The organism is Pseudomonas sp. SJZ080, assembly GCF_007828295.1.
GTDB lineage: Bacteria > Pseudomonadota > Gammaproteobacteria > Pseudomonadales > Pseudomonadaceae > Aquipseudomonas > Aquipseudomonas migulae_A.
In genome coordinates, this window is the sequence record NZ_VIUK01000031.1 from 1 (window position 1) to 26,260 (window position 26,260).

Consider the following 26,260-nt stretch of genomic DNA (forward strand, 5'->3'; position numbering starts at 1 on the left):
TATGACGCTCTTCGGGCGCGAGGCAAGAGCGCGAAGGTCGCGCTCATCGCCTGCATGCGAATATTACTGATCAGACTGAATGCCATGCTGAGAGATGGCACCGAATGGCGGTGACGAATGGCAGGGTGAAGACAGTTGCTCCCACATTGGATCGGTGGTGGTTACAAAAGCGGGGTCGATCGGGCGACGATCGCTTCCACCTCCACCCCCCTTGGCAACGCGCCATACACGCGGCCGGCCGAACCGAGGCGGCTGGCGAGGAAGGCATCGCTGACCGCCGAATTGCCAGCCTCCAGCAACAGCTTGGCCTGCAGCCCCAAGGCGATGTCTTCGGTGAGCTGACGGGCACGATACTGAATGTCGCTGGTGTCCTTGAACGCCGCCTGCAATTGACTGATGTGCGCAGCCAGGCGTTTGTCGCCATGACCATCGCCCAACTCGCTGAACAGCACATCGAGCACGCCAGGCTCTTTCGACAGCGCCCGCAGCACGTCCAGGCATTGCACGTTGCCAGAACCTTCCCACGTCGAATTGACCGGTGCTTCGCGGTACAAGCGCGGCAAGATGCTGTCTTCGACATATCCCGCGCCGCCCATGCATTCGGCGGCCTCGTTGATCATGGCGGGGGCGCGCTTGCAGATCCAGTATTTGCCCACCGCCGTCACCAGACGGGCGAATTTCGCTTCGTGCTCATCATCCAGATGATCCAGTGCCTTGCCCATGCGCAGGCTCAACGCCAGGGCCGCTTCGCTTTCCAGCGCAAGATCGGCAAGCACGTTCTGCATCAACGGTTGTTCGCTGAGCAACTTGCCGCCGACCATTCGGTGAGCGCAGTGATGGCTGGCCTGGGTCAAGGCCTGGCGCATCAGCGAGCTGGAACCGACCATGCAATCGAAGCGGGTCATGGCCACCATTTCGATGATGGTCGGAACGCCGCGCCCTTCTTCACCGACCATCCACGCCAGTGCACCGCGGAATTCGACTTCGCTGGACGCGTTGGAGCAATTGCCGAGTTTGTTCTTCAGGCGCTGGATGTAGAACTGATTGCGTGTGTCGTCGGGGCGGTGGCGCGGCAGCAGGAAACAGGTCAACCCCTTGTCGGTCTGCGCCAGTGTGAGGAAGGCATCGCACATCGGCGCGGAACAGAACCACTTGTGGCCCACCAGTTCGTAGGCCTGACCAGGACCGCTGGCACCGACCGGATACGCCTTGGTGGTATTGGCCCGCACATCCGTGCCGCCCTGTTTCTCGGTCATGGCCATGCCGATGGTGACGCCGGCCTTGTGCGCCATGCCGACGTTACGCGGGTCGTATTCGGTGGCGAGGATTTTCGGCAGCCACTGCTCGGCCAGATCCGGTTGCAGGCGCATCGCCGGGACGCTGGCGAACGTCATGGTCAGTGGGCAACCGCTGCCGGCTTCGGCCTGGCTGTGCAGGTAGGTCATGGAGGCGCGGGCGACGTGGGCGCCGGATTGCGGATGGGCCCAGGGCAGCGAGGTCAGCCCGTGTTCGATCGCCGTGCGCATCAGCTCGTGATACGCCGGGTGAAACTCCACCAGATCGATGCGATGACCATAACGGTCGTGACTGCTGAACACCGGCTTGTTCTGATTGGCCAGAAACCCCGCTTCCATCAGCGGCCCGCCAGCCAGAGCGCCATAAGCATCGATCCGCGATTCGGCCCAACCGGCCCCGAAACGTCGCGACCACTCCTGCAACGGCAAATCGATGCGATACAGGTTGGCGCCGTCCAGCGAGGGGGGCTGGTTGGTGACTTCGTGGGTTTCGGCGAACTGATGCAGGTTCATGACGGGGCTCCTTTGGTCAGCCAAGGAATTCAGTTAATCACTGCCCCGAGGCCGAACAAAGTGGCATATCCGCCTAACTATCGGCGCTTTCGCCTTGTTTTGGGCAAAGCACTCGACGGTACAACGCAGCCTGCAAGTCTTCGAATTTCACCGGTTTGCTCAGGTGATCGATCAAGGCACCGGTCGGGCAGCGTTCCCGATCAGCACTCAAGGCAATCATGAACACCGGCAATTGCTCGCAGCCCGGCAAGGCGCGGATCTGGCAGCACAGTGACACGCCATCCAGCGACGGCAACTGACCATCGAGCAGCACGGCGTCGAAGGTTTCACGCTGCAAGAGATCCAGCGCGGCCACGCCATTGTCGGCCGTTCGTACCCGAAACCCGAGCTTGAGCAACATGCCGCGCATCACCAATTGATTGATGCTGTTTTCATCCACCAGCAGCACGGTGCAGTCCTGCGGCAGACGCAGACGCGGGAATTCTCTAGTCATCATCGGCGTTGAGGCTCGCTCTACCACGGGCAACTCAAGCTCGACGTCGAGCTGGAAGCGACTGCCGCGACCGGGCTCGGAGCGGTGAGTCAAATGCCCGCCCAGCAAATCGACCAGTTGCCGACAGATCGCCAGGCCTACGCCCAGGCCGCCATATTCCCGGGTCATCGAGCCGTCGAGCTGGAAGAAGCGCTGGTACAGCGTCGCCTCGCCCAGATCGGTGAAGCCGATGCCGGTGTCGATTACTGCAAAGGACAGTGCCAGCCGGTCGGGGCCGACGGGTTTCCCCGTGACCCGCAGCGCCACGCCGCCCACCCGGGTGAACTTGATCGCGTTGTCCAGCAGGCATTCCAGGCATTGCGCCAACTTGATGTTGTCGCCGTGCAAACGGTCCGGCAGGCCCGGTGTGACGTCGACCTTGAAGTCCAGCGACTTGCCTGACGCATTGCCTTCGAACTGCACGCGCAGGGCATCGATCAGGCTGCGCAAACTGAAGGTCGTCGCATTGGCCTTGAGCTTGCCGGCCTGCAATTCGGTGAGGGTGAGGATGCCGTTGACCATGCGCATCATGTCGCGTGCCGAACCGGCGGCCGTTTGCTGATATTGCTCCAGCTCCGGGTCCATCTCGACGGTTTGCATCAACTCCAGCGAACCGATCACACCGTTCATGGGCGTACGCAATTCGTGAGTCAGCGTGGCGAGGAACTCATCCTTGAGCTTGTTACTGTGCGCCAGTTGCTGGTTGAGCACTTCGAGCTTTTGACCGGCATCGAACAAGGTCTGCGCCTGTTGCTCGCGCATGGCGTTGATCCGGTCGGCCAGGGCCAGGGACAACAGCGCCACTTCGATGGCCGAGCCGATCTGGCTGGAATACATGGTCAGGAACACGTTCGGCAGGTAACCCAACACCATCATTGTGTTGATGATGCCGCCGAGCAAAAACGCCGACCAGGCGATGATGAAATAACGCGCCACCCGCAGGCCGCGCCACCAGGCGAAAAAACCCGCCGCGAAAATAACCACGGTGAACGTCAGGGCCAGTGTCGTCGCCAGACGCAAGGCCAGGGCGTAACTGGTCATCAACGACAACCCGACCACCACCGCCCCGAACGCAATCAACGCCAGCAGCAAGCGATCGAGCCAGCGGTTGAGGGTCGCCGTCTGCAGGAAGCTGCGGGCGAACTGGCTGCCGAACAGCCCCGCGCAACCAATGAAGAATGGCGTCGCGGCGTTAGCCCACCAGGGATTGTTCGGCCAGAAATACTGCACGGCCGCGCCGTTCACCGACAGTTGATACAGCCCGAACGAGGCGATATAGAAGATGTAATAGAGGTAACTGGTGTCGCGCACGCTGAGGTAGATGAACAGGTTGTAGACCAGCATCCCCAACAACACGCCGTAAATCAGGCCCAGCACGTAGAGCCGCACCGGTTGTTCTTCAAGGAATGCCGTACTCGACCACAACGTGACCGGCGCCTGGATCGACCCTTCGCTCTGCAGGCGCAGGTACAGGGTTTGCGTTTGATCCGGGGTGAAGTTCAGATCGAACAAATAGTTGTTCTGGCGAATTTCGCGACTGTCGAACGGCAAGGCATCGCCGGTCTGACGGGCCAATCGATAGACACCCGCAGCATCGGGCAAGTACAGATCGAGGTGATCGAGGGGTGGATAGGCCAGTTCCAACAACCACGTCCGTAGCGTTGCGGGGTCGGTCGGGCGGTAATGCAGGTCGATTTTCAGCCAGAACACCGAACGCGAGTAGCCGGCGTTGAGGGTGTCTTTATCGTGGGGCTTGAAATGTCCGGCCGCAGCTTGCGCACGGACATCATCGATGGTCGCCTGACCATCGGCATCTTCGAACACTTGCAGGGTTCGGCCCAGGGGCAGGCTTTGAGTGAATTCATCGAATTCGACTGCGCTCGCCATGAGGGGCAAGCAAAACAGCAACATCAGCAAATAGCGCATTTAAGCCCCAGCGTGGCCTGTCCGGTTATCTCAGGAAGCCCCTCATTCCCTTTGAGTAGACGTAAAACCGGTATTACCTGTTATTGGTTTGGATCCACTCTAGCATAGCCGTTGATGGCCATTGAACACCATTGAAATATTTCCTGCAAAGGCTCTAGTACGGGCGTTCCAGCGGAGCGTGTTGAGTTAGAGCTGTTTACTCGGTCAGATTATGACAATCCCGGCAGATTGCATTGCCAGCCCATGACTCTCTATCGGCAGGACTGGCGGGCACTGCACCCGAAAATCGATGTTTGGTGGTAAGCTCGCGCACCATGAATATCTACAGCTCTCGCCCCGTTGTCCTCTGTCTCTCCGGCCACGACCCAAGTGGTGGCGCCGGCTTGCAGGCAGATATCGAAGCCCTGCTTGCCCAGGGTTGTCATGCGGCCCCGGCCGTCACCGCCCTGACCGTGCAAGACACGGTCAATGTCACTGACTTCCGCGTCCTCGACCGCGAGTGGGTGCTGGCTCAGGCCAACGCCGTGCTCAACGATTCCGAAGTCGCTGCCGTCAAACTCGGCATGCTCGGCTCCCTGGAAATGGTCGACACCGTCGTCGAACTGCTTCAGGCGCACCCGCATTTGCCGATGGTCTGCGACCCGGTGCTGCGCGCCGGCGGCGGCGGACGACTGGGCAAGGATGAAGTCGGCTACGCCATGCGCGAACGCCTGCTGCCCTTGGCCATCATCGCCACCCCTAACCTTCCCGAAGCCCGCATCCTCGCCGAACTGCCCGAAGGCACCGCGGACGAGTGCGCGGAAAAACTCCTGCCCTTCGTCAAACACCTGCTGATCACCGGCGGCCATGGCGATGAAGACGAAATCCACAATCGCCTGTACAGCCGCGACGGTCGCCGCGAAACCTTTACCTGCCAGCGCTTGCCCGGCAGTTACCACGGTTCCGGTTGCACGCTGGCCAGTGCCCTCGCCGGTCGTCTGGCCCAGGGTGAAAACCTCGTCAGCGCCGTGCAGACCGCGCTTAACTACACGTGGCGCACCCTGCGCGATGCAGAGCAGCTGGGCAAAGGTCAGTTCGTGCCGCGCCGCCTGCCACTGGATTTCTGTTCGTAACGCCATGAGGCATGCCCGATGAAACTACGTGGCCTTTACGCCATTACCGATAGCCAGCTGCTGGCCGGTAAATTCCTGTCGTACGTGGAGGCGGCGCTGGAAGGCGGCGTCACCCTGCTGCAATACCGCGACAAGAGCAGCGACGAGGCCCGCCGTTTGCGCGAGGCCCAAGCCCTGCGTGATTTGTGCGAACGCTACAAGACCCATCTGATCATCAATGACGACGCCGAACTGGCCGCACGCCTGAACGTCGGCGTGCACCTGGGCCAGACCGACGGCCCGCTGACCCCGGCCCGTGCGCTGCTCGGTCGCCAGGCGATCATCGGCTCGACGTGCCACGCGCAACTCGAACTCGCCGAACAAGCAGCCAAAGAAGGCGCCAGTTACGTCGCCTTCGGCCGTTTCTTCAACTCCAACACCAAACCCGGCGCACCGACCTGCAACCTTGAGTTGCTCGACCAGGCCCGCAGCAAACTGCACCTGCCGATCTGCGCAATCGGCGGCATCACCCTGGACAACGCTGCGCCACTGGTAGCCCACGGGGTCGATCTGCTGGCGGTGGTTCACGGCCTGTTTGGCGCCGAGAGCACGGCTGAAGTGACACGCCGCGCCCGCGCATTTAACGAATTACTGAAAATCTGATTTGAGAGCCCGATCATGTCTCGTTCCGAAACCCTGTTTGCCAATGCCCAGAAACACATTCCCGGTGGCGTGAACTCGCCTGTTCGCGCATTCAAGAGCGTGGGCGGCACGCCGTTGTTCTTCAAACACGCGGAAGGCGCCTACGTCACCGACGAAGACAACAAGCGCTATGTGGATTACGTCGGTTCCTGGGGTCCGATGATCCTCGGCCACAGCCATCCGGACGTGCTGGACGCGGTGCGCAAACAACTGGAACACGGCTTGTCGTACGGCGCCCCGACCGAGATGGAAACCGAGATGGCCGACCTGGTCTGCTCGATCGTGCCGTCGATGGAAATGGTGCGCATGGTCAGCTCCGGCACCGAAGCGACCATGAGTGCGATTCGCCTGGCCCGTGGTTTCACCGGCCGCGACAGCATCATCAAGTTCGAAGGCTGCTACCACGGTCACTCCGACAGCCTGCTGGTCAAGGCCGGCTCCGGCGCGTTGACCCAAGGCGTACCGAGCTCTGCCGGTGTACCGGCGTCCTTCGCCAAACATACCCTGACCCTGCCGTTCAACGACATCGACGCCGTGGCAACCATGCTCGCCGAGGTTGGCCAGGACGTGGCCTGCATCATCGTCGAGCCAGTGGCCGGCAACATGAACTGCGTACCGCCAGCGCCGGGCTTCCTCGAAGGCCTGCGGACCCTGTGCGACAAGCACGGCGTGGTGCTGATTTTCGACGAAGTGATGACCGGTTTCCGCGTCGCCCTCGGCGGTGCTCAAGCGCATTACGGCGTCACGCCAGACCTGACCACGTTCGGCAAGATCATCGGTGGCGGCATGCCGGTTGGCTGTTTCGGCGGCAAACGCGAAATCATGTCGCACATCGCGCCACTGGGCCCGGTTTATCAGGCCGGCACCTTGTCGGGTAACCCGCTGGCGATGGCGGCCGGTCTCACGACTTTGCGCCTGATCAGCCGCCCTGGCTTCCACGCCGAATTGAGCGACTACACCAGCCGCCTGCTCGATGGCCTGCAGCAGCGCGCCGAAGCCGCCGGCATTCCGTTCGTGACCACGCAGGCCGGCGGCATGTTCGGCCTGTACTTCAGCGGCGCCGACGACATCGTCACGTTTGATGATGTGATGGCCAGCGACGCGAAGCTGTTTGGCCGCTTCTTCCACCTGATGCTCGAAGGCGGCGTGTACCTGGCGCCGAGTGCATTCGAAGCCGGCTTCACCTCGATTGCCCACGGCGAAACCGAGCTGAAACTGACGCTGGATGCCGCCGAACGCGCATTTGCCGCTCTGAAATAACGCTGTGCCGCTGACGTTGGCGATTGCCAGCGTCAGCTTTTACCTACATTTCAGCGTCTTTTCTTACTCATCTGCCGATAATCCCCCGTAAACCGGGCGATATATTCCCCGCGCAGCAGAAAAACGAGTAAAGACTTTGTAAGGTTGGCCCTGCTTATTTCATAATGCGCGCTTATTGGATCCCTCGATGGGTCCGCGTGCCCCTCAGAGGTAAGTCGATTCCCATGAACCGCACCGGCCGCGCCCTTGCATTGGGCTGCCTGTTGCTCCTTCAGCCCCTGCTCGCGCTCGCACAAGCAGGCGGCAACTCGTTGTTAATCCCAGCGATGGGTCGCTGCACCCTCAATACCCAGCCGCAAGATCTGGCACAGGCGCTCGCCGCCTGCCAGAAAGCGTCGGATGACGGGGATGCGCAAGCGCAATACGAGTTGGGTGAGTTCTATTACGACGGCAAAAATACCCCGCGCGACCTCAAGAAAGCCCTGGATTACTTCGAAAAGGCCTCGCTGCAAGGTCACGCCCAGGCGCAATTCAAACTCGGCACCATGTTCTTCCACGGTGAAGGCGTACCGGCCAATAACGTTCAGGCGTATATCGTGCTGAAAATGGCGGCGGTCAACGGTGCGGAAGAAGCGCTGGATACTGCGGACGAAGTCGCCGAGAAAATGCCGCGTGAAGAGCTTGAAGTGGCTACTCAGGTGCTTGGGCAAATCTTCCGCAAATACCTGATGGAATTGCAGAGCGCCGATGGGCGTACGCCGTTCTCGCCTCTTCCCTGATTTCTATTTTGGCCTTTGCGGCCCTATCGCCAGCAAGCCGGCTCCTACAAGGATTGCGTCAGCTTTGTAGGAGCCGGCTTGCTGGCGATCTGAGGCGACTCCGTCTTGAGCCCTACTTCTCAGGCATCGGCATCGGAAACGGCATGACATTGCCGACCGCGCCGCGGGCTTCGCTGATTTTCGGCGTGCCGAGACGCTCGACTTCGTCGATGCGCACGATCGAATGCATCGGCACAAAGCTGCGCACGACACCTTCGAACTGAGCCTTGAGCTTCTCTTCGCTCGGATCGACGACCACTTGCGTACGCTCGCCAAAGACGAACTCTTCCACCTCCAGGAAGCCCCACAGATCACTTTGATAGATCTGCTTGGCGTACATTTCGTACACCTGGCCCTGGTTGAGGAAAATCACCTTGTAGATTGGAGCTTCACGTTTGGTCATGGTGGGCGAGCAACACATAGGGGGATAAAAATGAGGGCGCGAACTATAGCATAGCCACCGGACGCACAACGGTAGGAACCTCGGGACATGTTCCCTATAATGCGCGGTTCTTTGAATCACGTGATGACTGTATCCATGGCCAAGAAGCTTTACATCGAAACCCACGGTTGCCAGATGAACGAGTACGACAGCTCGCGCATGGTCGATCTGCTGGGCGAACATCAGGCCCTGGAAGTCACCGCTCGCGCAGAAGACGCCGACGTGATCCTGCTCAACACCTGTTCGATCCGCGAACGCGCCCAGGACCGGGTGTATTCCCAGCTCGGCCGCTGGCGCGAACTGAAACTGGCGAACCCCGAGATGGTGATTGCCGTCGGCGGTTGCGTCGCCAGTCAGGAAGGCGCCGCCATCCGCGATCGCGCTCCGTATGTCGACGTGGTCTTCGGCCCGCAGACCCTGCACCGCCTGCCGGAAATGATCGACGCCGCCCGCGCCACCAAATTGCCGCAAGTCGACGTCTCGTTCCCGGAAATCGAAAAATTCGACCATTTGCCGGAGCCGCGCATCGATGGCCCGAGCGCTTACGTCTCGGTCATGGAAGGCTGCAGCAAGTACTGCACGTTCTGTGTGGTGCCCTACACCCGTGGCGAAGAAGTCAGCCGACCGTTCGATGACGTGATTGCCGAAATCATCCACCTCGCTGAAAACGGCGTGCGTGAAGTGACGCTGCTGGGCCAGAACGTCAACGGCTATCGCGGCACCACCCACGACGGTCGCCTGGCGGATCTGGCCGAGCTGATTCGTGTCGTCGCGGCTGTCGATGGCATCGACCGGATTCGCTATACCACCTCGCACCCGCTCGAATTCTCCGACAGCCTGATCCAGGCTCACGCCGAAGTGCCGGAGCTGGTGAAACACCTGCACTTACCGGTGCAATCGGGTTCGGACCGCATTCTTGCGGCGATGAAGCGCAACCACACCGCGCTGGAATACAAATCCAAACTGCGCAAGCTGCGCGCCGCCGTGCCAGGGATCTGCATCAGCTCGGACTTTATCGTCGGCTTCCCCGGCGAGACCGAAAAAGACTTCGAACAGACCATGAAGCTGATCGAAGACGTCGGTTTCGACTTTTCCTATTCGTTTGTCTACAGCCAGCGCCCAGGCACACCGGCGGCCGATCTGGCCGATGAAACGCCGGAAGAGCTTAAAAAAGAACGCCTGAACGCCCTGCAACATCGCCTGAACCAGCAAGGTTTCGAGATCAGCCGACAAATGGTCGGTTCGATCCAGCGGATTCTGGTCACCGATTACTCGAAAAAAGACCCCGGCGAGCTGCAAGGCCGGACCGAGAATAACCGGATCGTCAACTTCCGCTGCGACAATCCAACCCTGATCGGCCAGTTCGCTGACGTGCACATCGATGCGGCGCAGCCGCACTCGCTGCGGGGTTCGTTGATCACTGCATAACTTGCAGGAGCCGGCTTGCTGGCGATGAACGATAACCCGGTCATCCTGATGCACCGCGGTGCGCCCATCGCCAGCAAGCCGGCTCCTACAGAATCGGGGTGTGTCAGGTCGAGATATTTAAGAGCTTTCGCACCCGCCTCACTGGCGTTATCCTTGATTTCATCTTAATTGCCCCAGGGCGGCTAAATACGACCTTGAACGCACCCATAGAACCACATCGTTTTATCCTCGAGCCCTTTGAGGCTCGCCGCTTCGCCAATCTGTGCGGGATGTTCGACGAGCACCTGCGCTTGATCGAGCAACGCCTGACCATCGAGATCCGCAATCGCGGAAACCAGTTCGAGCTGATCGGCGACCCCAAACACACCACCTCCGCGGAAAACCTCCTGCGCCGCCTGTACCGGGAAACCAAGGGTACCGAGCTGTCGCCGGACATGGTTCACCTGTTCCTGCAGGAATCGGCCGTCGAAGAGTTGGACAACGTTTCCCCGTCCGAACCCTCCGTGGCCCTGCGCACCAAGAAAGGCATGATTCGCCCTCGTGGCTTGAATCAGTTGCGCTACGTGAAGGAAATCCTCGGTAACGACATCAACTTCGGCATCGGCCCGGCCGGTACCGGCAAGACCTATCTGGCCGTTGCCTGCGCGGTAGACGCGCTGGAGCGCGAGCAGATTCGCCGCATCCTGCTGGTTCGTCCGGCGGTTGAAGCGGGCGAAAAGCTCGGTTTTCTGCCGGGCGACCTGTCGCAAAAGATCGACCCGTACCTGCGTCCGCTCTACGACGCACTCTACGAGATGCTTGGCTTCGAATACGTCGCCAAGCTGATCGAGCGCCAGGTGATCGAAGTTGCGCCGCTGGCCTATATGCGCGGTCGCACGCTGAATAACAGCTTCATCATTCTCGACGAAAGCCAGAACACCACCGTCGAGCAGATGAAAATGTTCCTGACCCGAATCGGCTTCGGCTCCACAGCGGTCATCACCGGTGACATCACCCAGGTCGACCTGCCCAAAGGCACCAAATCCGGGCTGCACCATGTGATCGAAGTGCTGAAAGAAGTGCCGGGCATCAGCTTCACCCATTTCATGCCCAAGGACGTTGTGCGCCACCCACTGGTGCAGCGCATCGTCGAAGCTTACGAGCGCTTCGAGAATCGCGCGGCAGACGAAACACCAAAGGACAGTCGCCGCGATGCTTGAGCTTGATCTGCAACTCGCTACCGAAGCGCACGCCCCCAGCGAAGCCGAGTTCCGCCAATGGTGCGAACTGGCCTTGCGCCAGCGCACCGCCGACTCCGAGATGACCATTCGCCTGGTCGACGAAGCCGAAGGCCGCGAGCTGAACCACACCTGGCGGCAGAAGGATTACGCCACCAACGTCCTGTCGTTTCCTGCCGATGTGCCTGACGAGTTTCTCGATATCCCGCTGCTGGGCGATCTGGTCATCTGCGTGGCGGTGGTCGAGCGTGAAGCCGCCGAGCAAGGCAAGGAACCCAAGGCGCACTGGGCGCATCTGGTCATTCACGGCTGCTTGCATCTGCTGGGTTACGACCATATAGATGACGATGAAGCCGAAGAAATGGAAGCGCTGGAACGAACGTTGCTTGCAGAGTTGGGCTACCCCGACCCGTACGCGGACGACGAAATCGAAACATCCACTATCGTGACAACAAAGGATTCAGAGTAATCGCTATGAGCGAAGATCGATCGAGCAACGGGCAGAAGTCATGGCTGGGTAAGCTCACCCAGGCTTTTGCCCACGAGCCGAAGAACCGTCAGGAGCTGCTGGAGCTTCTGCGCGACGCACATCAAAACAAGTTGCTGGACAGCGAAGCGCTGGCCATCGTCGAAGGCGCCATCCAGGTTGCAGACCTGCAAGTACGGGACATCATGGTCCCGCGCTCGCAGATGATCAGCATCAAGGCGACCCAGACACCCCGCGAGTTTTTGCCGGCCGTAGTCGACTCGGCCCACTCCCGTTACCCGGTTATCGGCGAAAGCCACGATGACGTGATGGGCGTGTTGCTGGCCAAGGACTTGCTGCCGTTGATCCTCAGGGAGAACGGCGACAGCTTCAACATCAAGGACCTGCTGCGCCCGGCCACCTTCGTGCCCGAGTCCAAGCGCCTGAATGTGCTGCTGCGCGAGTTTCGCGCCAACCACAACCACATGGCCATCGTTATCGATGAGTACGGCGGTGTGGCGGGCCTGGTGACCATCGAAGACGTGCTGGAACAGATCGTCGGCGACATCGAAGACGAGCACGACGTCGAGGAAGACAGCTACATCAAGCCACTGCCCAGCGGTGACTTCCTGGTCAAGGCCCTGACGCCGATCGAGAACTTCAACGAGTTTTTCGACAGTGAGTTCTCCAACGATGAGTTCGATACCGTCGGCGGCCTGGTGATGAGTGCATTCGGGCATCTGCCGAAACGCAACGAAATAACCGAGATCGGCCCGTATCGCTTCCGCATCCTGAACGCCGACAGCCGTCGGATTCACTTGCTGCGCCTGACACCTATCGCCCGCTAAGGATTGAAATGCATCGTCTGACCCGCCCCGGCTGGCCCGGTAACCTGCTGGCCGTGGTGGCCGGTGCAATCACCACCCTGGCCCTGGCGCCGTTCGATATCTGGCCGTTGGCGTTGCTGGCGGTCGGCTTTTTCTACGCCGGTTTGCGTGAACTGAGCCCCCGCCAGGCCCTGGGCCGTGGGTGGTGTTTCGGTTTCGGCCTGTTTGGCGCCGGCACCAGCTGGATCTACTACAGCATCCACAACTTTGGCGGCGCATCGGTGCTGCTGGCCGGTTTCCTGATGCTGCTCTTCACTGCGGCGATTGCCTGGTTCTTCGCCCTGCCCGCCTGGATCTGGGCGCGCTGGTTGCGTCGCAACGAAGCGCCGCTGGCCGATGCCATGGCGTTCGCAGCGCTGTGGGTAGGCCAGGAAGCGTTTCGTGGCTGGTTCCTCACAGGCTTCCCGTGGCTTTACTCCGGTTACAGCCAGCTCGACGGCCCGTTGGCCGGCCTCGCACCCGTGGGCGGGATGTGGCTGGTGTCCTTCACCCTGGCCTTGACGGCCGCGCTGATCTATAACACTTCGCGCCTGATCAAGACGGGTCGCAAAGCTTTTATTGCGGCGGGTGTACTGCTGTTGGTCGGCCCTTGGGTTGCCGGCATCGTGCTCAAAGGCCATGCCTGGACCAGCCCGGCGGGTGCACCGCTGAGCGTCGCGGCGATTCAGGGCAATATCGAACAAAGCATGAAGTGGGACCCGGCGCAGCTCAACGCGCAACTGGCGCTGTACCGCGACATGAGCTTCAGCTCCAAGCGTGTCGACCTGCTGATCTGGCCGGAAACCGCGATCCCGGTACTCAAGGAGTCCGCCGAAGGCTATCTGGACATGATGGGTAAATTCGCTTCCGAGCGGGATTCGGCAATGATTACCGGCGTCCCCATCCGCGAAGTCGTCCGTCACGAAAAACGTTTTTTCAACGGCATCACTGTCGTCGGCGAAGGCGACGGCACTTACCTCAAGCAGAAGCTGGTGCCGTTCGGCGAATACGTGCCGCTGCAGGATATCCTGCGCGGCCTGATCGCCTTCTTCGACCTGCCGATGTCGGACTTTGCCCGTGGCCCCGCCGATCAGGCGATGCTGCAAGCCAAGGGCTATCAGATTGCGCCGTACATCTGCTACGAAGTGGTATACCCGGAGTTTGCCGCCAGCCTTGCGGCTCGCAGCGATCTGTTGCTGACCATCAGTAATGACACCTGGTTCGGCACTTCCATCGGGCCGTTGCAACACTTGCAGATGGCGCAGATGCGCGCACTCGAGGCCGGCCGCTGGATGATCCGCGCCACCAACAACGGCGTGACCGGCCTGATCAACCCCTTCGGCCAGATCACCACGCAGATCCCGCAGTTCGAACGCGGCATCCTGTACGGCGAAGTGGTGCCGATGCATAACCTGACGCCTTACCTGCAATGGCGCTCGTGGCCGCTGATCATTGTCTGCGTGTTGTTGTTTGGCTGGGCGTTGGTGGCCAACCGGATGGCCAAGGCCGTTTAATCGCGGAGCCTGCAAAAAGATCGCAGCCTTCGGCAGCTCCTACAGGGGATTGTGTACACCCTGCAGGAGCTGCCGAAGGCTGCGATCTTTTGATTTTCAGCGGTAAAACAACGAATACCCTATCTGCCCCACCGCTTCATTCAGCAACTGCCCGCTCTGCCAGATCGACTTGAACTCAGGCATCCAGCCCCCCAATGGCCGGGCATTGTCCACGCCTAGAAACCCCACCGGCGCGGGCACCACCTCAAATCCTGCCTTCTGGAAACTCCAGACCGCCCGCGGCATGTGCCAGGCCTGAGTCACGACCACAACACGCTTGATTCCTTGTGGCAGCAACACTTCGGCACTGAACTGCGCATTTTCCCAAGTCGTACGGCTGCGCCCTTCCTGCCAACGCACGGTTACGCCAGCGTCTTCGAACATCGAGTCCGCCATCAATTTGGCTTCGGTGGGCGGCGTGCCGAAATGCAGGCCGCCGCTGGTGAGGATCGGCAGGCCGGAGGCCTTGGCCAGTCGCGCGGCATAACGCTGACGCCCCAGGCCAACACCGGTCGGCTGGTCCTCGCCCCAAGCCAGGTCGCCCCGCTCACGCCCTGACCCCAGCACAACGATCGCGTCAGCGCGCTGACTCAGGGTCGCCCATTCAGCGCGATCCAGCGCCGGCTCCCGTTCCAGCATCTTGGCGCCCCATTGCACCACCACCGGCAGACTCATCAGCCAGAAGCCACCGAACCCCAGCGCAAAGCACAGCCCGGCCAGCCGCGGCCTCGATCGGCGAAACCACCAGGCAAGCGCCAGCAACAGCAACAAAACGCCGGGCGGCAGCAGAAGTTGTTTTATGAAGTAACGAAAAGGCATCGAGCATCTCCTGAAGATGCCCGAAGCCTAAGTGGGTTGACGCAATGCGACAACAAATGTGAAAGGACTATGCTTCAAAAAACCATACGTCATGGCTTCAAGTGCCCTTACTTGAATTGCAGAGACCGGACCTTTACCGCGTCCCTGCCCGGTGCCTTGTCCTTGAGCCAGATGATCTTGGCCGAACGTGGTGCGTCTAGTTGCTTCACTGCTTCTGACAAGCATCCGTGTGTCTCACGTTCACTGCGGTCCAGATAGGCCTTGACCAGTGCAAACTCTGCGGGGCTCAGGCCACGCAATTCCAGCTCAAGGGGGCGTTCATCACGCAACCGGCCAGCGGTTTTTGCCGCGTCCAGAGCCATTCCCAGACGATCAATCAGTCTTTCGTACAGCTCCGGCTTGGTAACATTTTGCTGTGAATCAACCATCCCTCACCTCATTGAAGATAAGACTCGCTCCCCAGTTAGAGCTTAGCTTCCATGAACAAACCGGCTGGATGCCGCGACCAACGGCCCTCGCAGCCATTTCTGCAAGACGCGCGGCAGTAATCAGGGTTTCCCTCGGTAGAGTGCGGTCATGTATGCTACGGCGCTTCCTGTAACTCCACTTCCAGCTCGCTTGGGCACCGCAACGCCGATTTGGCGTGATCACCGTCCAGCGTCGCATTGAAGAGGATTAGGCCACCCCTATTCAGTTCAAAAGTAGCCATGCACGAACAATATCAGCCCCGTGAAATCGAAGCCGCCGCCCAGTCGTTCTGGGACGAGCAAAAGTCCTTTGAAGTCAGTGAACAGCCAGGCAAGGAGACTTTCTACTGCCTGTCGATGTTCCCTTACCCCAGCGGCAAGCTACACATGGGGCACGTGCGCAACTACACCATCGGCGACGTGATCTCCCGCTATCAGCGCATGCAAGGCAAGAACGTCCTGCAACCCATGGGTTGGGACGCCTTCGGCATGCCGGCGGAAAACGCCGCGATGAAGAACAACGTAGCGCCCGCCAAGTGGACCTACGAAAACATCGCCTACATGAAGACCCAGCTGCGCAGCCTGGGCCTGGCGGTGGACTGGTCCCGCGAAGTGACCACCTGCAAGCCGGATTACTACCGCTGGGAACAATGGCTGTTCACTCGCCTGTTCGAAAAAGGCGTGATCTACAAGAAAAGCGGCACCGTGAACTGGGACCCGGTCGACCAGACCGTCCTGGCCAACGAGCAAGTGATCGACGGTCGCGGCTGGCGTTCCGGCGCGCTGATCGAGAAGCGCGAAATCCCGATGTACTACTTCAAGATCACCGCTTACGCGGATGAGCTGCTGGAAAGCCTCGACGAGCTGACCGGCTGGCCTGAACAGGTCAAGACCATGCAGCGCAACTGGATCGGCAAATCCCGCGGCATGGAAGTGCAATTCCCGTACAACGTCGACTCCATCGGCGAAGCCGGCGCACTGAAAGTCTTCACCACCCGTCCGGACACCCTGATGGGCGCAACCTATGTTGCCGTGGCCGCCGAACACCACCTGGCCGCCCTGGCCGCACAGAACAACCCTGAGCTGCAGGCGTTCATCGCTGAATGCAAGGGCGGCAGCGTCGCCGAAGCCGACGTCGCCACTCAAGAGAAAAAAGGCCTGCCGACCTCGCTGTTCGTCGAGCACCCACTGACCGGTGAGAAACTCCCGGTGTGGGTCGCCAACTATGTGTTGATGCACTACGGCGATGGCGCGGTCATGGCTGTTCCGGCGCACGACGAGCGTGATTTCGAGTTCGCCACCAAGTACAACCTGCCGATCAAATCCGTGGTGCGCACCAGCGCAGGCGATACTAACCCCGCGCCGTGGCAGGACGCCTACGGCGAGCACGGCACGCTGATCAACTCCGGCGAGTTCGACGGCCTCGACTTCGCCGGTGCGTTCGACGCCATTGAAGTCGCGCTGATCAAGAAGAACCTCGGCGCCTCGCGCACCCAGTTCCGCCTGCGCGACTGGGGCATCAGCCGTCAGCGGTACTGGGGCTGCCCGATCCCGATCATCCACTGCAACACTTGCGGTGATGTACCGGTCCCGGAAGATCAGCTGCCAGTGGTGTTGCCGGAAGACGTTGTGCCGGATGGCGCAGGTTCGCCATTGGCGCGCATGCCCGAGTTCTACGAGTGCAGTTGCCCGAAATGCGGCGCACCGGCCAAGCGTGAAACCGACACCATGGACACCTTCGTCGAGTCCTCGTGGTACTACGCCCGCTACGCCTCGCCGCACTATGAAGGTGGCCTGGTGGAAAAATCGGCGGCCGACCATTGGTTGCCGGTTGATCAATACATCGGCGGTATCGAACACGCGATTCTTCACCTGCTGTATGCGCGCTTCTTCCACAAGCTGATGCGCGACGAAGGCCTGGTGAGCTCCAACGAACCGTTCAAGAACCTGCTGACCCAGGGCATGGTAATCGCCGAGACTTACTATCGTCGCGAAGCCAACGGCGCTTACACCTGGTTCAACCCGGCAGACGTCGAACTCGAACGTGACAGCAAGGCCAAGGTCATCAGCGCCAAGCTGATCGCGGACGGCCTGCCGGTGGAAATCGGCGGCACCGAGAAGATGGCCAAGTCCAAGAACAACGGCGTCGACCCTCAGTCGATGATTGACCAGTTCGGCGCCGACACCTGCCGCCTGTTCATGATGTTCGCCTCGCCACCCGACATGAGCGCGGAATGGTCCGACTCGGGCGTCGAAGGTTCGCACCGCTTCCTCAAGCGCGTCTGGCGTCTGGCTCAAGCCCACGTCACTCAGGGCCTGCCGGGCAAACTGGACGTCGCCGGCCTGAACGATGAGCAGAAAGCCGTTCGCCGTTCGATCCACCTGGCTATCAAGCAGGCCAGCCACGACGTCGGCCAGAACCACAAATTCAACACCGCCATCGCCCAGGTGATGACGCTGATGAACGTGCTGGAAAAAGCCGCGCAAGGCACCGAACAGGATCGCGCACTGGTTCATGAAGGCCTGGAAGCCGTGACGTTGCTGCTGGCGCCGATCACCCCGCACATCAGCCATGAGCTGTGGCATCAACTGGGTCACGCAGACCCGGTGATCGACGCCGGCTGGCCGGTGGTGGACGAAACCGCGCTGGTGCAGGACAGCCTGACGCTGGTCATCCAGGTCAACGGCAAGCTGCGCGGCCAGATCGAAATGCCGGCCACCGCGACTCGCGAAGAAGTCGAAGCCGCTGCCCGTGTCAACGAGAACGTGCTGCGTTTTGTCGATGGCCTGACTATTCGTAAAGTGATCGTAGTGCCCGGGAAACTGGTCAATATCGTCGCCAGCTAATTGGATCAGGCGCCAGGTGAGCCTGGCGCCGAGTAAAACCTTTCGGGCCGCACGGTCGGCCCACATGGTTTCAAGGGGAGCAACAAGATGATCAAACGCAATTTGCTGGTGATGGGCCTTGCGGTCCTGTTGAGCGCCTGCGGTTTCCAGCTGCGCGGCACTGGCACCTATGAACTCGCCTTCAAGGAACTCGACCTGAGTGCACGCAACTCCTATGGCGAAACCGTGACCATGTTGCGTCAGGTGCTGGAAAGCAGCGGCGTCAATATCCACACGGGCGCGCCATACAAGCTGGTGCTGGCCGATGAGCAGGAAAGCCAGCGCATCCTCAGCTATGCAGGTGCCGGCCGTACTGGCGAGTACCAGGTGACCACCGTACTCAGCTACGACATCAGTGGTGAGCACAACCTGCACCTGCTGAGTGACAAGCTCGAAGTGCAGAAGGTCTTTATCCACGACGGTAACAACCTGGTAGGATCCGACCAGGAAGCCACCGATGCTCGCAAGGAGATCCGTCGCGAACTGGTACAACGCATGATGCTGCGCTTGCAGCAACTGTCGCCAGCCCAGCTGGATCAGCTGCAACAGACCGCCGAGGCCAAGGCCAAGGCTGAAGCTGCGGCACTGGAAGCCGCGCAGAAGGCTGAAGCGGAAACGCCGCGTCAGTCGCCTGTCGAAATCCCGCAGCAGTAAGACTTACGGGGCGCTCAGGCGCCCCGTTCGCCCTCTCTTATGAAACTCGCCCCCGCACAACTCGCCAAACACTTGCAAGGTGCTCTCGCGCCGATCTACGTCATCAGTGGCGATGACCCGTTGCTCTGCCAGGAAGCCGCTGACGCCATTCGTGCAGCCGCTCGCCAACAGGGTTTCGACGAGCGCCAGGTGTTCGCAGCCGACGCCAGTTTCGACTGGGGAACGTTGCTGCAAGCCGGCGCAAGCATGTCGTTGTTCGCCGAAAAACGCCTGCTGGAACTGCGTCTGCCGTCCGGCAAACCCGGTGACAAAGGGGCGGCCGCGTTCATCGAGTACTGCTCGCGACCGGCTGAAGACACCATATTGCTGATCAGCCTGCCGAAACTCGACGGCAGCGCGCAGAAAACCAAGTGGGGCAAGGCACTGGTCGAAGGCCAGCACACCCAGTTCGTGCAAATCTGGCCGGTGGATGCCAACCAGTTGCCGAGCTGGATCCGCCAGCGCCTGTCCCAGGCCGGACTCTCCGCCAGCCAGGACGCCGTCGAGCTGATCGCCGCGCGCGTCGAAGGCAACCTGCTGGCCGCCGCCCAGGAAATCGAAAAGCTCAAGCTGATGGCCGAAGGCGGTCAGATTACCGTCGAGACTGTGCAAGCGGCGGTGGCCGACAGTGCGCGCTTCGATGTCTTCGGCTTGACCGATGCGATTCTCAACGGCGAAGCAGCGCATGCCCTGCGCATGCTCGAGGGCTTGCGCGGTGAAGGGGTCGAACCGCCGGTGATTCTCTGGGCCCTGGCCCGTGAACTGCGTCTGCTGGCCAATATTTCCCTGCAATACAGTCAGGGCGTTCCGCTGGACAAAGCCTTCAGCTCTGCCCGACCACCGGTCTGGGACAAGCGCAAACCGCTGATGAGCAAAGCCCTGCAACGCTACTCGGCGCAACGCTGGGCGCAGTTGTTGCTCGAAGCTCAGCGGATCGACGCCCAGATCAAAGGCCAGGCCGCGGGTTCGCCGTGGATGAGCTTGAGTCGGTTGTCGTTGTTGATGGCTGGCCAAAGATTGTCGTTGCCAGCAGAGTAAGATCAAAAGATCGCAGCCTTCGGCAGCTCCTGCAGGGTGAATGTGATGCCTTTGTAGGAGCTGCCGAAGGCCGCGATCTTTTGATCCAGCTTCCTACACATCACACCTGCATTTGCCCTATAGACAGAGTCCCAACTTCGGCAGATGATTTCCCCGCAAAACCCACTCACTTGCGAGATTTCATCATGAGCAAAAAGCCATCTAAAAATGGCCCCAACAAGGCCAAATCCATCGTCGCCCAGCCACTGTTCCGCAGCCGTCAGGAACGAGCCGGCAAGGGCAAAGGCAGCTACCGCCGCGAAGCCTTCCAGTCTGACAACTGGGAGGCTTCTTACTTTCTGGCGGCCTGAAAGGCAAGCCAGCGCTCAACATGTTAAGGTCTGCACCTGATTCGTACTCCCTGGACCCGTGCATGCCCTTTTGTATTTCCCGTCGTTGGCACCTGCGCCAATTGATAGCTGCCTCCAGCCTCGTTCTGCTTGTCGCCTGCGCGGAAAAACCGACCGCCGCCGACGCCCAACCGCTTCAGACCCTTCCCGTCGCGACAGCCCCTGCGGTGATTCCGCCCGTGGTCCCGACCGGTGAGAACCTCGACATCCAGCCAACCCAGACCTTCGCCGAATGGCAGGCGGGCTTCCGCAAGGATGCACTGGCAGCCGGCATCCGCGCCGATCTGTTTGATCGCGCCTTCGCCAATGTCAGCCTGGACACCAGCGTGATTCGTGCCGACCGCAGCCAGCCGGAATTTTCCCGCCCGGTGTGGGAATACCTCGACGGTGCCCTGTCGCCGCTGCGTGTGCGCAAAGGCCAGACGCTGGTCAACCAGTACGCGGACATCCTGCAAAGCATCGAGCAGCGCTACGGAGTCGATCGCCAGGCACTGGTCGCGGTGTGGGGCATGGAGAGCAACTTCGGTCAGTTTCAGGGCAGCAAGTCGGTGATCAACTCCCTGGCGACCCTGGCTTATGAAGGCCGGCGCCCAGGCTTCGCCCATGCGCAATTGATCGCGGCCCTGCAGATCCTGCAACAGGGCGATATCGAGCCGGAACAGATGCTCGGTTCCTGGGCGGGCGCCATGGGCCAGACCCAGTTCATCCCGACCACCTACAACACCCACGCCGTGGACTTCGATGGCGATGGACGCCGCGACATCTGGGGCAGCTCTGCCGATGCGTTGGCCTCGACCGCGCACTACCTGCAAAGCTCTGGCTGGCAAAAAGGTCAGCCGTGGGGCTTTGAAGTTCAGCTCCCGGGCAGCTTCAACTACGTGTTGGCCGATGGCACGATCCGCAAGAGTGTCGCCGAATGGCGGCAACTGGGCGTGACGCTGCCTAACGGCGGACAGGTTCCAGCGGGTTCCGAGCACTTGTCCGCGGCGCTGTTGCTGCCAGCGGGTTATCGCGGCCCGGCGTTCCTGGTGCTCGACAACTTCCGCGCGATCCTCAAGTACAACAACTCCTCGTCCTACGCCCTGGCCGTCAGTTTGTTGTCCGAGCGTTTCAACGGCGGGGGCCTGATCAACGGCACATGGCCCAAGGATGATTTGCCGCTGAGCCGCACCGAACGGATCGAGCTGCAAAATCTGCTGAGTGCCCAGAAATACGATGCGGGCACCGCCGACGGCATCATTGGTGCCAACACCCGCAAGGCGATCCGCAGTGCGCAACAGTCGTTTGGCTGGCCGGCGGATGGGTATCCAACGCACAAGTTGCTCGAAGGCCTGCGCAACCGATAATTAGCCGTATGGCGACTGCCGCCTTCGCGAGCAAGCCCGCTCCCACATTTCACCGCGTTCTTGCATGGAACACGGTCGAATGTGGGAGCGGGCTTGCTCGCGAAGACTGACTGTCATGCGATGAACTGCTAACGCCTGACCACCACATCCTGCTCCAGCACCAACTCCTTGCTCCCCGCATCCAGCCTCACCAACGCCCCCAGCGGCAACGTCAGGTTCGGATCGCAATGCCCGCTGCGCCACCCCGACAGCACCGGTATGCGCAATGGCTCAAAGGTCTGCTTGAGCAATCGCTCAAGCGCAACCGAATCAACCCCGGCCACATCACCCACCAGAACCCCACGCAACTTGCCCAGCGTGCCAGCCAGGCGCAAATGAGTCAGCAGCCGATCGATGCGATACAACGGCTCGTTGATGTCCTCGATAAACAGAATGACGCCCTCGGCATCCATCTCATAAGGCGTGCCCATGGTCGCGGCAATCATCGCCAGATTACCTCCCAGCAAGCGCCCGTGAGCGATGCCAGGCTCGATGGTGGTCAACGGGTAGGCCACCGGATGCGTCAGCACACTGCCCGCCTTCACCTGCCCTCTGAGCATGTTGAAAAACGAGGCCTCGGTAGGTTTTTGCTTGTCACCCAACAGATCTGCATTGAGCAACGGACCATGAAAGGTCACGAACCCCGCATAACGGCTGATCGCCAGGTGCAGCGCCGTGATGTCGCTGTAGCCGATGAACGGCTTGGCGTTGTTTTGCAGCAACTCGAAATCGATGCGGTCGAGCAAACGCGGTGTGCCGTAACCACCGCGCAGACAAATGATCGCATCGACCTCGCTGTCCGCGAAGGCTGCGTGCAAGTCATTGAGCCGCACATCGTCGCTGCCGGCCAGGTAGCCGTCCTGCTCGTAGACACCGGGAAAAATTCGCAGCGCGTAACCGCGAGCCCGCATCCAGGCAATGGCTTTGTCGGTGTCCAGCGGCGCGGGGCCGGCGGGCGCAATGACGCCAATCAGCCCTTCCCGGGGCAAGGCTGGCACCGGTGTATGTGGAAACAGTGTGTGAGTCGGTCGAACGGTCATCCATGAATCTCCCTGCGCGAAATCTTCAGCACACAGTAGTCAGGAACGGGGACAAACAGAAGAGGGTCTGTCGCCCCACAGGTTGCAGGAAAAGCAGTGATCGCCACAGGCAAGGCGAAAAAATGCCCGCAGGGCCGGAAGCCGTGCGGGCATTTTTTTCTCACCGCGTGATCAGGACGACATCAGCTCGGCTTTAACCAGCTTAGCCTGCTCGTCGGCGTGGTACGAGGAGCGTACCAGCGGGCCGGAAGCGACGTTCTTGAAGCCCATTTTGTAACCTTCCTCGGCGAACCAGGCGAAGGTGTCCGGGTGCACGAAACGCTGCACCGGCAAGTGGCTGCGGGACGGTTGCAGGTACTGGCCCAGGGTCAGCATGTCGATGTCGTGTTCGCGCATGCGCTTCATGACTTCGATGACTTCTTCGTCAGTTTCGCCCAGACCCAGCATCAGGCCGGATTTGGTCGGAATGTGCGGCATCATCTGCTTGAAGCGTTGCAGCAGGGTCAGCGACCACTGGTAGTCCGAACCCGGACGCGCAGCCTTGTACAGGCGCGGCACGGTTTCCAGGTTGTGGTTGAACACATCCGGCGGCTCGGCGGCGGTGATTTCCAGTGCGACGTCCATGCGGCCACGGTAGTCCGGGACCAGGGTTTCGAGCTGTACATTCGGCGACAGCTTGCGGATCTCGCGGATGCAGTCGGCAAAGTGCTGGGCACCGCCGTCACGCAAGTCGTCGCGGTCCACCGAGGTGATCACCACGTATTTCAGTTTCAGGTCGGCAATGGCGATGGCCAGGCTTTCCGGCTCGTTGACGTCCAGTGGTTTCGGACGGCCGTGGCCCACGTCGCAGAACGGGCAGCGACGGGTGCAGATGTCGCCCATGATCATGAACGTTGCGGTGCCGCCGGAGAAGCACTCGCCCAGGTTCGGGCAGGACGCTTCTTCGCACACGCTATGCAGCTTGTGTTTGCGCAGCAGGGCCTTGATGCGATCGACTTCCGGGGAAACCGGGATGCGCACGCGGATCCAGTCGGGTTTCTTCGGCAGTTCGGTGGTCGGGATGATCTTCACCGGGATGCGTGCAACCTTCTCGGCGCCGCGCAGCTTGACGCCGGCTTCTACCTTGGCACGCGGGGCCGGACGCTCGGTGACATCCAGCGTCGGGATCATGGTTTGCACTGCATCAGTAGTCATATCAGTCGATTCCGCCCGTTAGGGTCGTCTGCTCAGCATAGTCGAGGTGTTTGACGAGCTGCGCGCGCAGCCGGGCACTTACCTCGGCAAATTCAATCGATCCTGCGTGATCGCTCAGCTGGGTCATCGCCAGCCCGGCGTAGCCGCAGGGATTAATCCGTCGAAACGGTTCCAGGTCCATGTCCACGTTCAGGGCCAGGCCATGAAAGGAACAACCATGGCGAATCCGCAAACCCAGGGAAGCGATCTTCGCCCCGTCGACGTAGACACCTGGCGCATCCGGCTTGGCCGCGGCAGTGACGCCGTAACTGGCCAGCAACTCGATCAGGCAATGTTCCATGCGGGTGACCAGGTCACGCACGCCGAAACCGAGCTTGCGTACATCGAGCAACAGGTAGGCCACCAACTGACCGGGACCGTGATAAGTCACCTGGCCACCGCGGTCGACCTGCACCACCGGAATATCGCCCGGCAGCAACAAGTGCTCGGCCTTGCCGGCCTGGCCCTGGGTGAACACCGGTGGGTGTTCCACCAGCCAGATCTCGTCTGCGGCATCGCTGCCGCGTTCGTTGGTGAAGCGCTGCATGGCATGCCAGACCGGCTCGTAAGCCATCTGGCCGAGCTCGCGAAAGCCCAGCGAGCCAGACATCACAACACCATGTGCACGAAACCGGTAGCCCGCAACTCGCTGTTGATGTCGTACAGCTGTTCTTGACCGGTGGCGATGATGTGCAGCTGGATGGTCGTGTACTTGCCGTTGGTACTCTGGCGCTCGGCCAGGGTCTTGTGGTCAACGGTCGCGTGTTTCTCAAGGATCGCGATGATCTTGTCCTTGAAACCCACGCCGGTGTCGCCGATCACCTTGATCGGGTAGTCCGCGCAGGGGAATTCGATTTTTGGCGCGTTTACTTCGGTGTCTGTCATGGCGTAACGGCCTCGTAAGCCGTGGCAACGGACATGGCCCCGCTCCGGAGTGGAGCGGGGCCATGAGAGTCCACACTAATTCAGTTGAACAAGCCGTAGAAGAATAGACGGATGCTATCCCACATGCGGCGGAAGATACCACCCTCCTCGACAGCGTCCAGGGCGATCAGGTCAGCGCTGTGCACCACCTTGTCGTCCAGTTTCACTTCGACTTTACCGATCACGTCGCCCTTGGCGATTGGCGCAACCAGTTGCGGGTTCATGGTCATGCTCGCGGCGAGCTTTTTCAGCTGGCCTTTTGGCAGGGTCATGGTCAGGTCTTGAGCCAGGCCGGCCTTGACTTGATTGGTGCTGCCTTTCCAGACAGGGGCCTGAGCCAGCTCGGCGCCTTTCTGATAGAAGGTCTGGGTTTCGAAGAAACGGAAACCATAGGTCAGCAGCTTCTGGGTTTCAGAGGCGCGGGCCACTTCGCTGTTGGTGCCGAACACCACGGCGATCAGGCGCATGCCATCACGTACCGCCGAAGACACCATGCAGTAGCCAGCTTCGTCAGTGTGGCCGGTTTTCAGACCGTCGACGGTCTTGTCGCGCCACAGCAGCAGGTTGCGGTTAGGTTGCTTGATGCCGTTCCAGAAGAACTCTTTCTGCGAGTAGATCGCGTAGTGAGCCGGGTCTTCGTGGATGATCGCGCGAGCCAGCACTGCCATGTCGTGAGCCGACGAGTAGTGCTCAGGGTTCGGCAGACCGGTCGGGTTCATGAAGTGGCTGTTGGTCATGCCCAGGTCGGCCACGGTTTTGTTCATCATGTCGGCGAAAGCGTCTTCGCTGCCGGCGATGTGCTCGGCGAGCGCAACACTGGCGTCGTTGCCCGATTGAATGATGATGCCGTGCAACAGGTCGCTGACGGTCACTTGCGAGCCGACCTTGATGAACATCCGCGAACCACCGGTACGCCACGCGTTTTCGCTGACGGTCACCGGATCGTTTTCGCCGATCTGGCCACGACGGATTTCCAGGGTCGCGATGTACGCGGTCATCAGCTTGGTCAGGCTGGCAGGCGGCAGACGCTGGTCACCGTTGTTCTCGACCAGCACGTTGCCGCTGCTGGCATCCATGAGCACATAGGCTTTGGCGGCCAGTTGTGGCGGCGACGGCATCATCTCGACCGCGAAAGCCGCAGGCGAGAGGAGCAGCGGGACTAGAAGGCACAGGCGTTTGGCAAAGGTGGTGATGTTCATCCGTCTCTCGAAATCGCTAATGGAAACTGCCCGAGGGCAAAACTAATCAAGATGGCCCTCTAACGGGCCATCGCGTGT

The 26,260-nt window shown here is 60.6% G+C and carries 24 protein-coding genes and 1 pseudogene; 15 read left to right on the forward strand and 10 right to left on the reverse strand.

Annotated elements, in window-relative coordinates:
- A pseudogene (locus FBY04_RS32905) lies at positions 1-114 on the forward strand (IS110 family transposase); the annotation flags it as partial.
- Positions 115-161: 47 nt separating this feature from the next.
- On the opposite strand, the gene FBY04_RS28320 reads toward FBY04_RS32905, so the two are convergent.
- Both FBY04_RS28320 and FBY04_RS28325 read right to left on the reverse strand, forming a co-directional pair.
- On the reverse strand, positions 162-1,808 hold the full coding sequence (locus tag FBY04_RS28320) for an acyl-CoA dehydrogenase family protein (RefSeq protein WP_145318685.1): 1,647 nt from the start codon (positions 1,806-1,808) through the stop codon (positions 162-164).
- Between the two features lie 73 nt (positions 1,809-1,881).
- Positions 1,882-4,266, reverse strand: coding sequence for a hybrid sensor histidine kinase/response regulator (locus FBY04_RS28325; protein ID WP_145318688.1), 2,385 nt, complete (start codon positions 4,264-4,266; stop codon positions 1,882-1,884).
- Between the two features lie 314 nt (positions 4,267-4,580).
- Here FBY04_RS28325 and FBY04_RS28330 point away from each other — a divergent pair, with 314 nt between their 5' ends.
- From FBY04_RS28330 to FBY04_RS28345, 4 genes are all read left to right on the forward strand, one after another.
- A complete protein-coding gene (locus FBY04_RS28330; RefSeq protein WP_084319727.1) occupies positions 4,581-5,378 on the forward strand; it encodes a hydroxymethylpyrimidine/phosphomethylpyrimidine kinase in 798 nt (265 codons plus the stop codon).
- Positions 5,379-5,396: 18 nt separating this feature from the next.
- Complete coding sequence (thiE, locus tag FBY04_RS28335) at positions 5,397-6,020, forward strand: thiamine phosphate synthase (RefSeq protein WP_084319726.1); 624 nt, start codon at positions 5,397-5,399, stop codon at positions 6,018-6,020.
- 15 nt (positions 6,021-6,035) lie between these two features.
- A complete protein-coding gene (hemL, locus tag FBY04_RS28340; RefSeq protein ID WP_145318691.1) occupies positions 6,036-7,319 on the forward strand; it encodes a glutamate-1-semialdehyde 2,1-aminomutase in 1,284 nt (427 codons plus the stop codon).
- 224 nt (positions 7,320-7,543) lie between these two features.
- A complete protein-coding gene (locus tag FBY04_RS28345; protein WP_084319725.1) occupies positions 7,544-8,098 on the forward strand; it encodes a tetratricopeptide repeat protein in 555 nt (184 codons plus the stop codon).
- A 112-nt stretch (positions 8,099-8,210) separates the two neighbouring features.
- Here the strand turns inward: FBY04_RS28345 and FBY04_RS28350 are convergent, their stop codons facing one another.
- Positions 8,211-8,540 carry a DUF1820 family protein gene (locus FBY04_RS28350; protein ID WP_007894425.1) on the reverse strand — a complete coding sequence of 110 codons (330 nt, stop codon included), beginning with the start codon at positions 8,538-8,540 and terminating at the stop codon, positions 8,211-8,213.
- A gap of 135 nt (positions 8,541-8,675) precedes the next feature.
- Here FBY04_RS28350 and miaB point away from each other — a divergent pair, with 135 nt between their 5' ends.
- The 5 genes from miaB (at position 8,676) to lnt (ending at position 14,070) form a co-directional block, all read left to right on the forward strand.
- Complete coding sequence (miaB, locus tag FBY04_RS28355) at positions 8,676-10,007, forward strand: tRNA (N6-isopentenyl adenosine(37)-C2)-methylthiotransferase MiaB (RefSeq protein ID WP_167362944.1); 1,332 nt, start codon at positions 8,676-8,678, stop codon at positions 10,005-10,007.
- Between the two features lie 194 nt (positions 10,008-10,201).
- Positions 10,202-11,206: a PhoH family protein gene (locus FBY04_RS28360; RefSeq protein ID WP_084319723.1), complete on the forward strand. Its 1,005-nt coding sequence runs from the start codon at positions 10,202-10,204 to the stop codon at positions 11,204-11,206.
- Positions 11,199-11,693, forward strand: coding sequence for an rRNA maturation RNase YbeY (gene ybeY, locus FBY04_RS28365; RefSeq protein ID WP_084319722.1), 495 nt, complete (start codon positions 11,199-11,201; stop codon positions 11,691-11,693). Before FBY04_RS28360 ends, ybeY begins: the two co-directional genes overlap by 8 nt.
- A 5-nt stretch (positions 11,694-11,698) precedes the next feature.
- Positions 11,699-12,538: an HlyC/CorC family transporter gene (locus FBY04_RS28370; protein WP_084319721.1), complete on the forward strand. Its 840-nt coding sequence runs from the start codon at positions 11,699-11,701 to the stop codon at positions 12,536-12,538.
- 8 nt (positions 12,539-12,546) lie between these two features.
- Positions 12,547-14,070: an apolipoprotein N-acyltransferase gene (gene lnt / locus FBY04_RS28375; RefSeq protein WP_145318694.1), complete on the forward strand. Its 1,524-nt coding sequence runs from the start codon at positions 12,547-12,549 to the stop codon at positions 14,068-14,070.
- Positions 14,071-14,166: 96 nt separating this feature from the next.
- Here the strand turns inward: lnt and FBY04_RS28380 are convergent, their stop codons facing one another.
- Entirely contained in the window at positions 14,167-14,928 is a 762-nt protein-coding gene (locus FBY04_RS28380) for a YdcF family protein (RefSeq protein ID WP_084319719.1), read from the reverse strand.
- A gap of 107 nt (positions 14,929-15,035) precedes the next feature.
- Complete coding sequence (locus tag FBY04_RS28385) at positions 15,036-15,356, reverse strand: hypothetical protein (protein ID WP_084319718.1); 321 nt, start codon at positions 15,354-15,356, stop codon at positions 15,036-15,038.
- A 279-nt stretch (positions 15,357-15,635) separates the two neighbouring features.
- Here FBY04_RS28385 and leuS point away from each other — a divergent pair, with 279 nt between their 5' ends.
- The 5 genes from leuS (at position 15,636) to FBY04_RS28410 (ending at position 21,747) form a co-directional block, all read left to right on the forward strand.
- Entirely contained in the window at positions 15,636-18,242 is a 2,607-nt protein-coding gene (gene leuS / locus FBY04_RS28390) for a leucine--tRNA ligase (RefSeq protein ID WP_084319717.1), read from the forward strand.
- A gap of 87 nt (positions 18,243-18,329) precedes the next feature.
- Positions 18,330-18,935, forward strand: coding sequence for an LPS assembly lipoprotein LptE (lptE, locus tag FBY04_RS28395; RefSeq protein ID WP_084319716.1), 606 nt, complete (start codon positions 18,330-18,332; stop codon positions 18,933-18,935).
- A gap of 39 nt (positions 18,936-18,974) precedes the next feature.
- Positions 18,975-20,012, forward strand: a complete 1,038-nt coding sequence (gene holA, locus FBY04_RS28400; protein ID WP_084319715.1) for a DNA polymerase III subunit delta — start codon at positions 18,975-18,977, stop codon at positions 20,010-20,012.
- Between the two features lie 185 nt (positions 20,013-20,197).
- Complete coding sequence (arfA, locus tag FBY04_RS28405; protein WP_084319714.1) at positions 20,198-20,362, forward strand: alternative ribosome rescue factor ArfA; 165 nt, start codon at positions 20,198-20,200, stop codon at positions 20,360-20,362.
- 62 nt (positions 20,363-20,424) lie between these two features.
- Entirely contained in the window at positions 20,425-21,747 is a 1,323-nt protein-coding gene (locus FBY04_RS28410; protein WP_084319713.1) for a lytic murein transglycosylase, read from the forward strand.
- A gap of 128 nt (positions 21,748-21,875) precedes the next feature.
- Here FBY04_RS28410 and FBY04_RS28415 read toward each other — a convergent pair whose 3' ends face one another.
- The 5 genes from FBY04_RS28415 to FBY04_RS28435 form a co-directional block, all read right to left on the reverse strand.
- On the reverse strand, positions 21,876-22,826 hold the full coding sequence (locus FBY04_RS28415) for an LD-carboxypeptidase (RefSeq protein ID WP_145318697.1): 951 nt from the start codon (positions 22,824-22,826) through the stop codon (positions 21,876-21,878).
- Positions 22,827-22,997: 171 nt separating this feature from the next.
- Positions 22,998-24,020, reverse strand: a complete 1,023-nt coding sequence (gene lipA, locus FBY04_RS28420; protein ID WP_007946663.1) for a lipoyl synthase — start codon at positions 24,018-24,020, stop codon at positions 22,998-23,000.
- Position 24,021: 1 nt separating this feature from the next.
- Complete coding sequence (lipB, locus tag FBY04_RS28425) at positions 24,022-24,669, reverse strand: lipoyl(octanoyl) transferase LipB (protein WP_084319711.1); 648 nt, start codon at positions 24,667-24,669, stop codon at positions 24,022-24,024.
- Positions 24,669-24,944 carry a DUF493 domain-containing protein gene (locus FBY04_RS28430; protein WP_017340995.1) on the reverse strand — a complete coding sequence of 92 codons (276 nt, stop codon included), beginning with the start codon at positions 24,942-24,944 and terminating at the stop codon, positions 24,669-24,671. Before FBY04_RS28430 ends, lipB begins: the two co-directional genes overlap by 1 nt.
- A gap of 80 nt (positions 24,945-25,024) precedes the next feature.
- Positions 25,025-26,182 (reverse strand): D-alanyl-D-alanine carboxypeptidase family protein, encoded by a 1,158-nt coding sequence (locus FBY04_RS28435; protein WP_084319710.1) that lies wholly within the window; start codon positions 26,180-26,182, stop codon positions 25,025-25,027.
- Between the last annotated feature and the right edge of the window lie 78 nt (positions 26,183-26,260).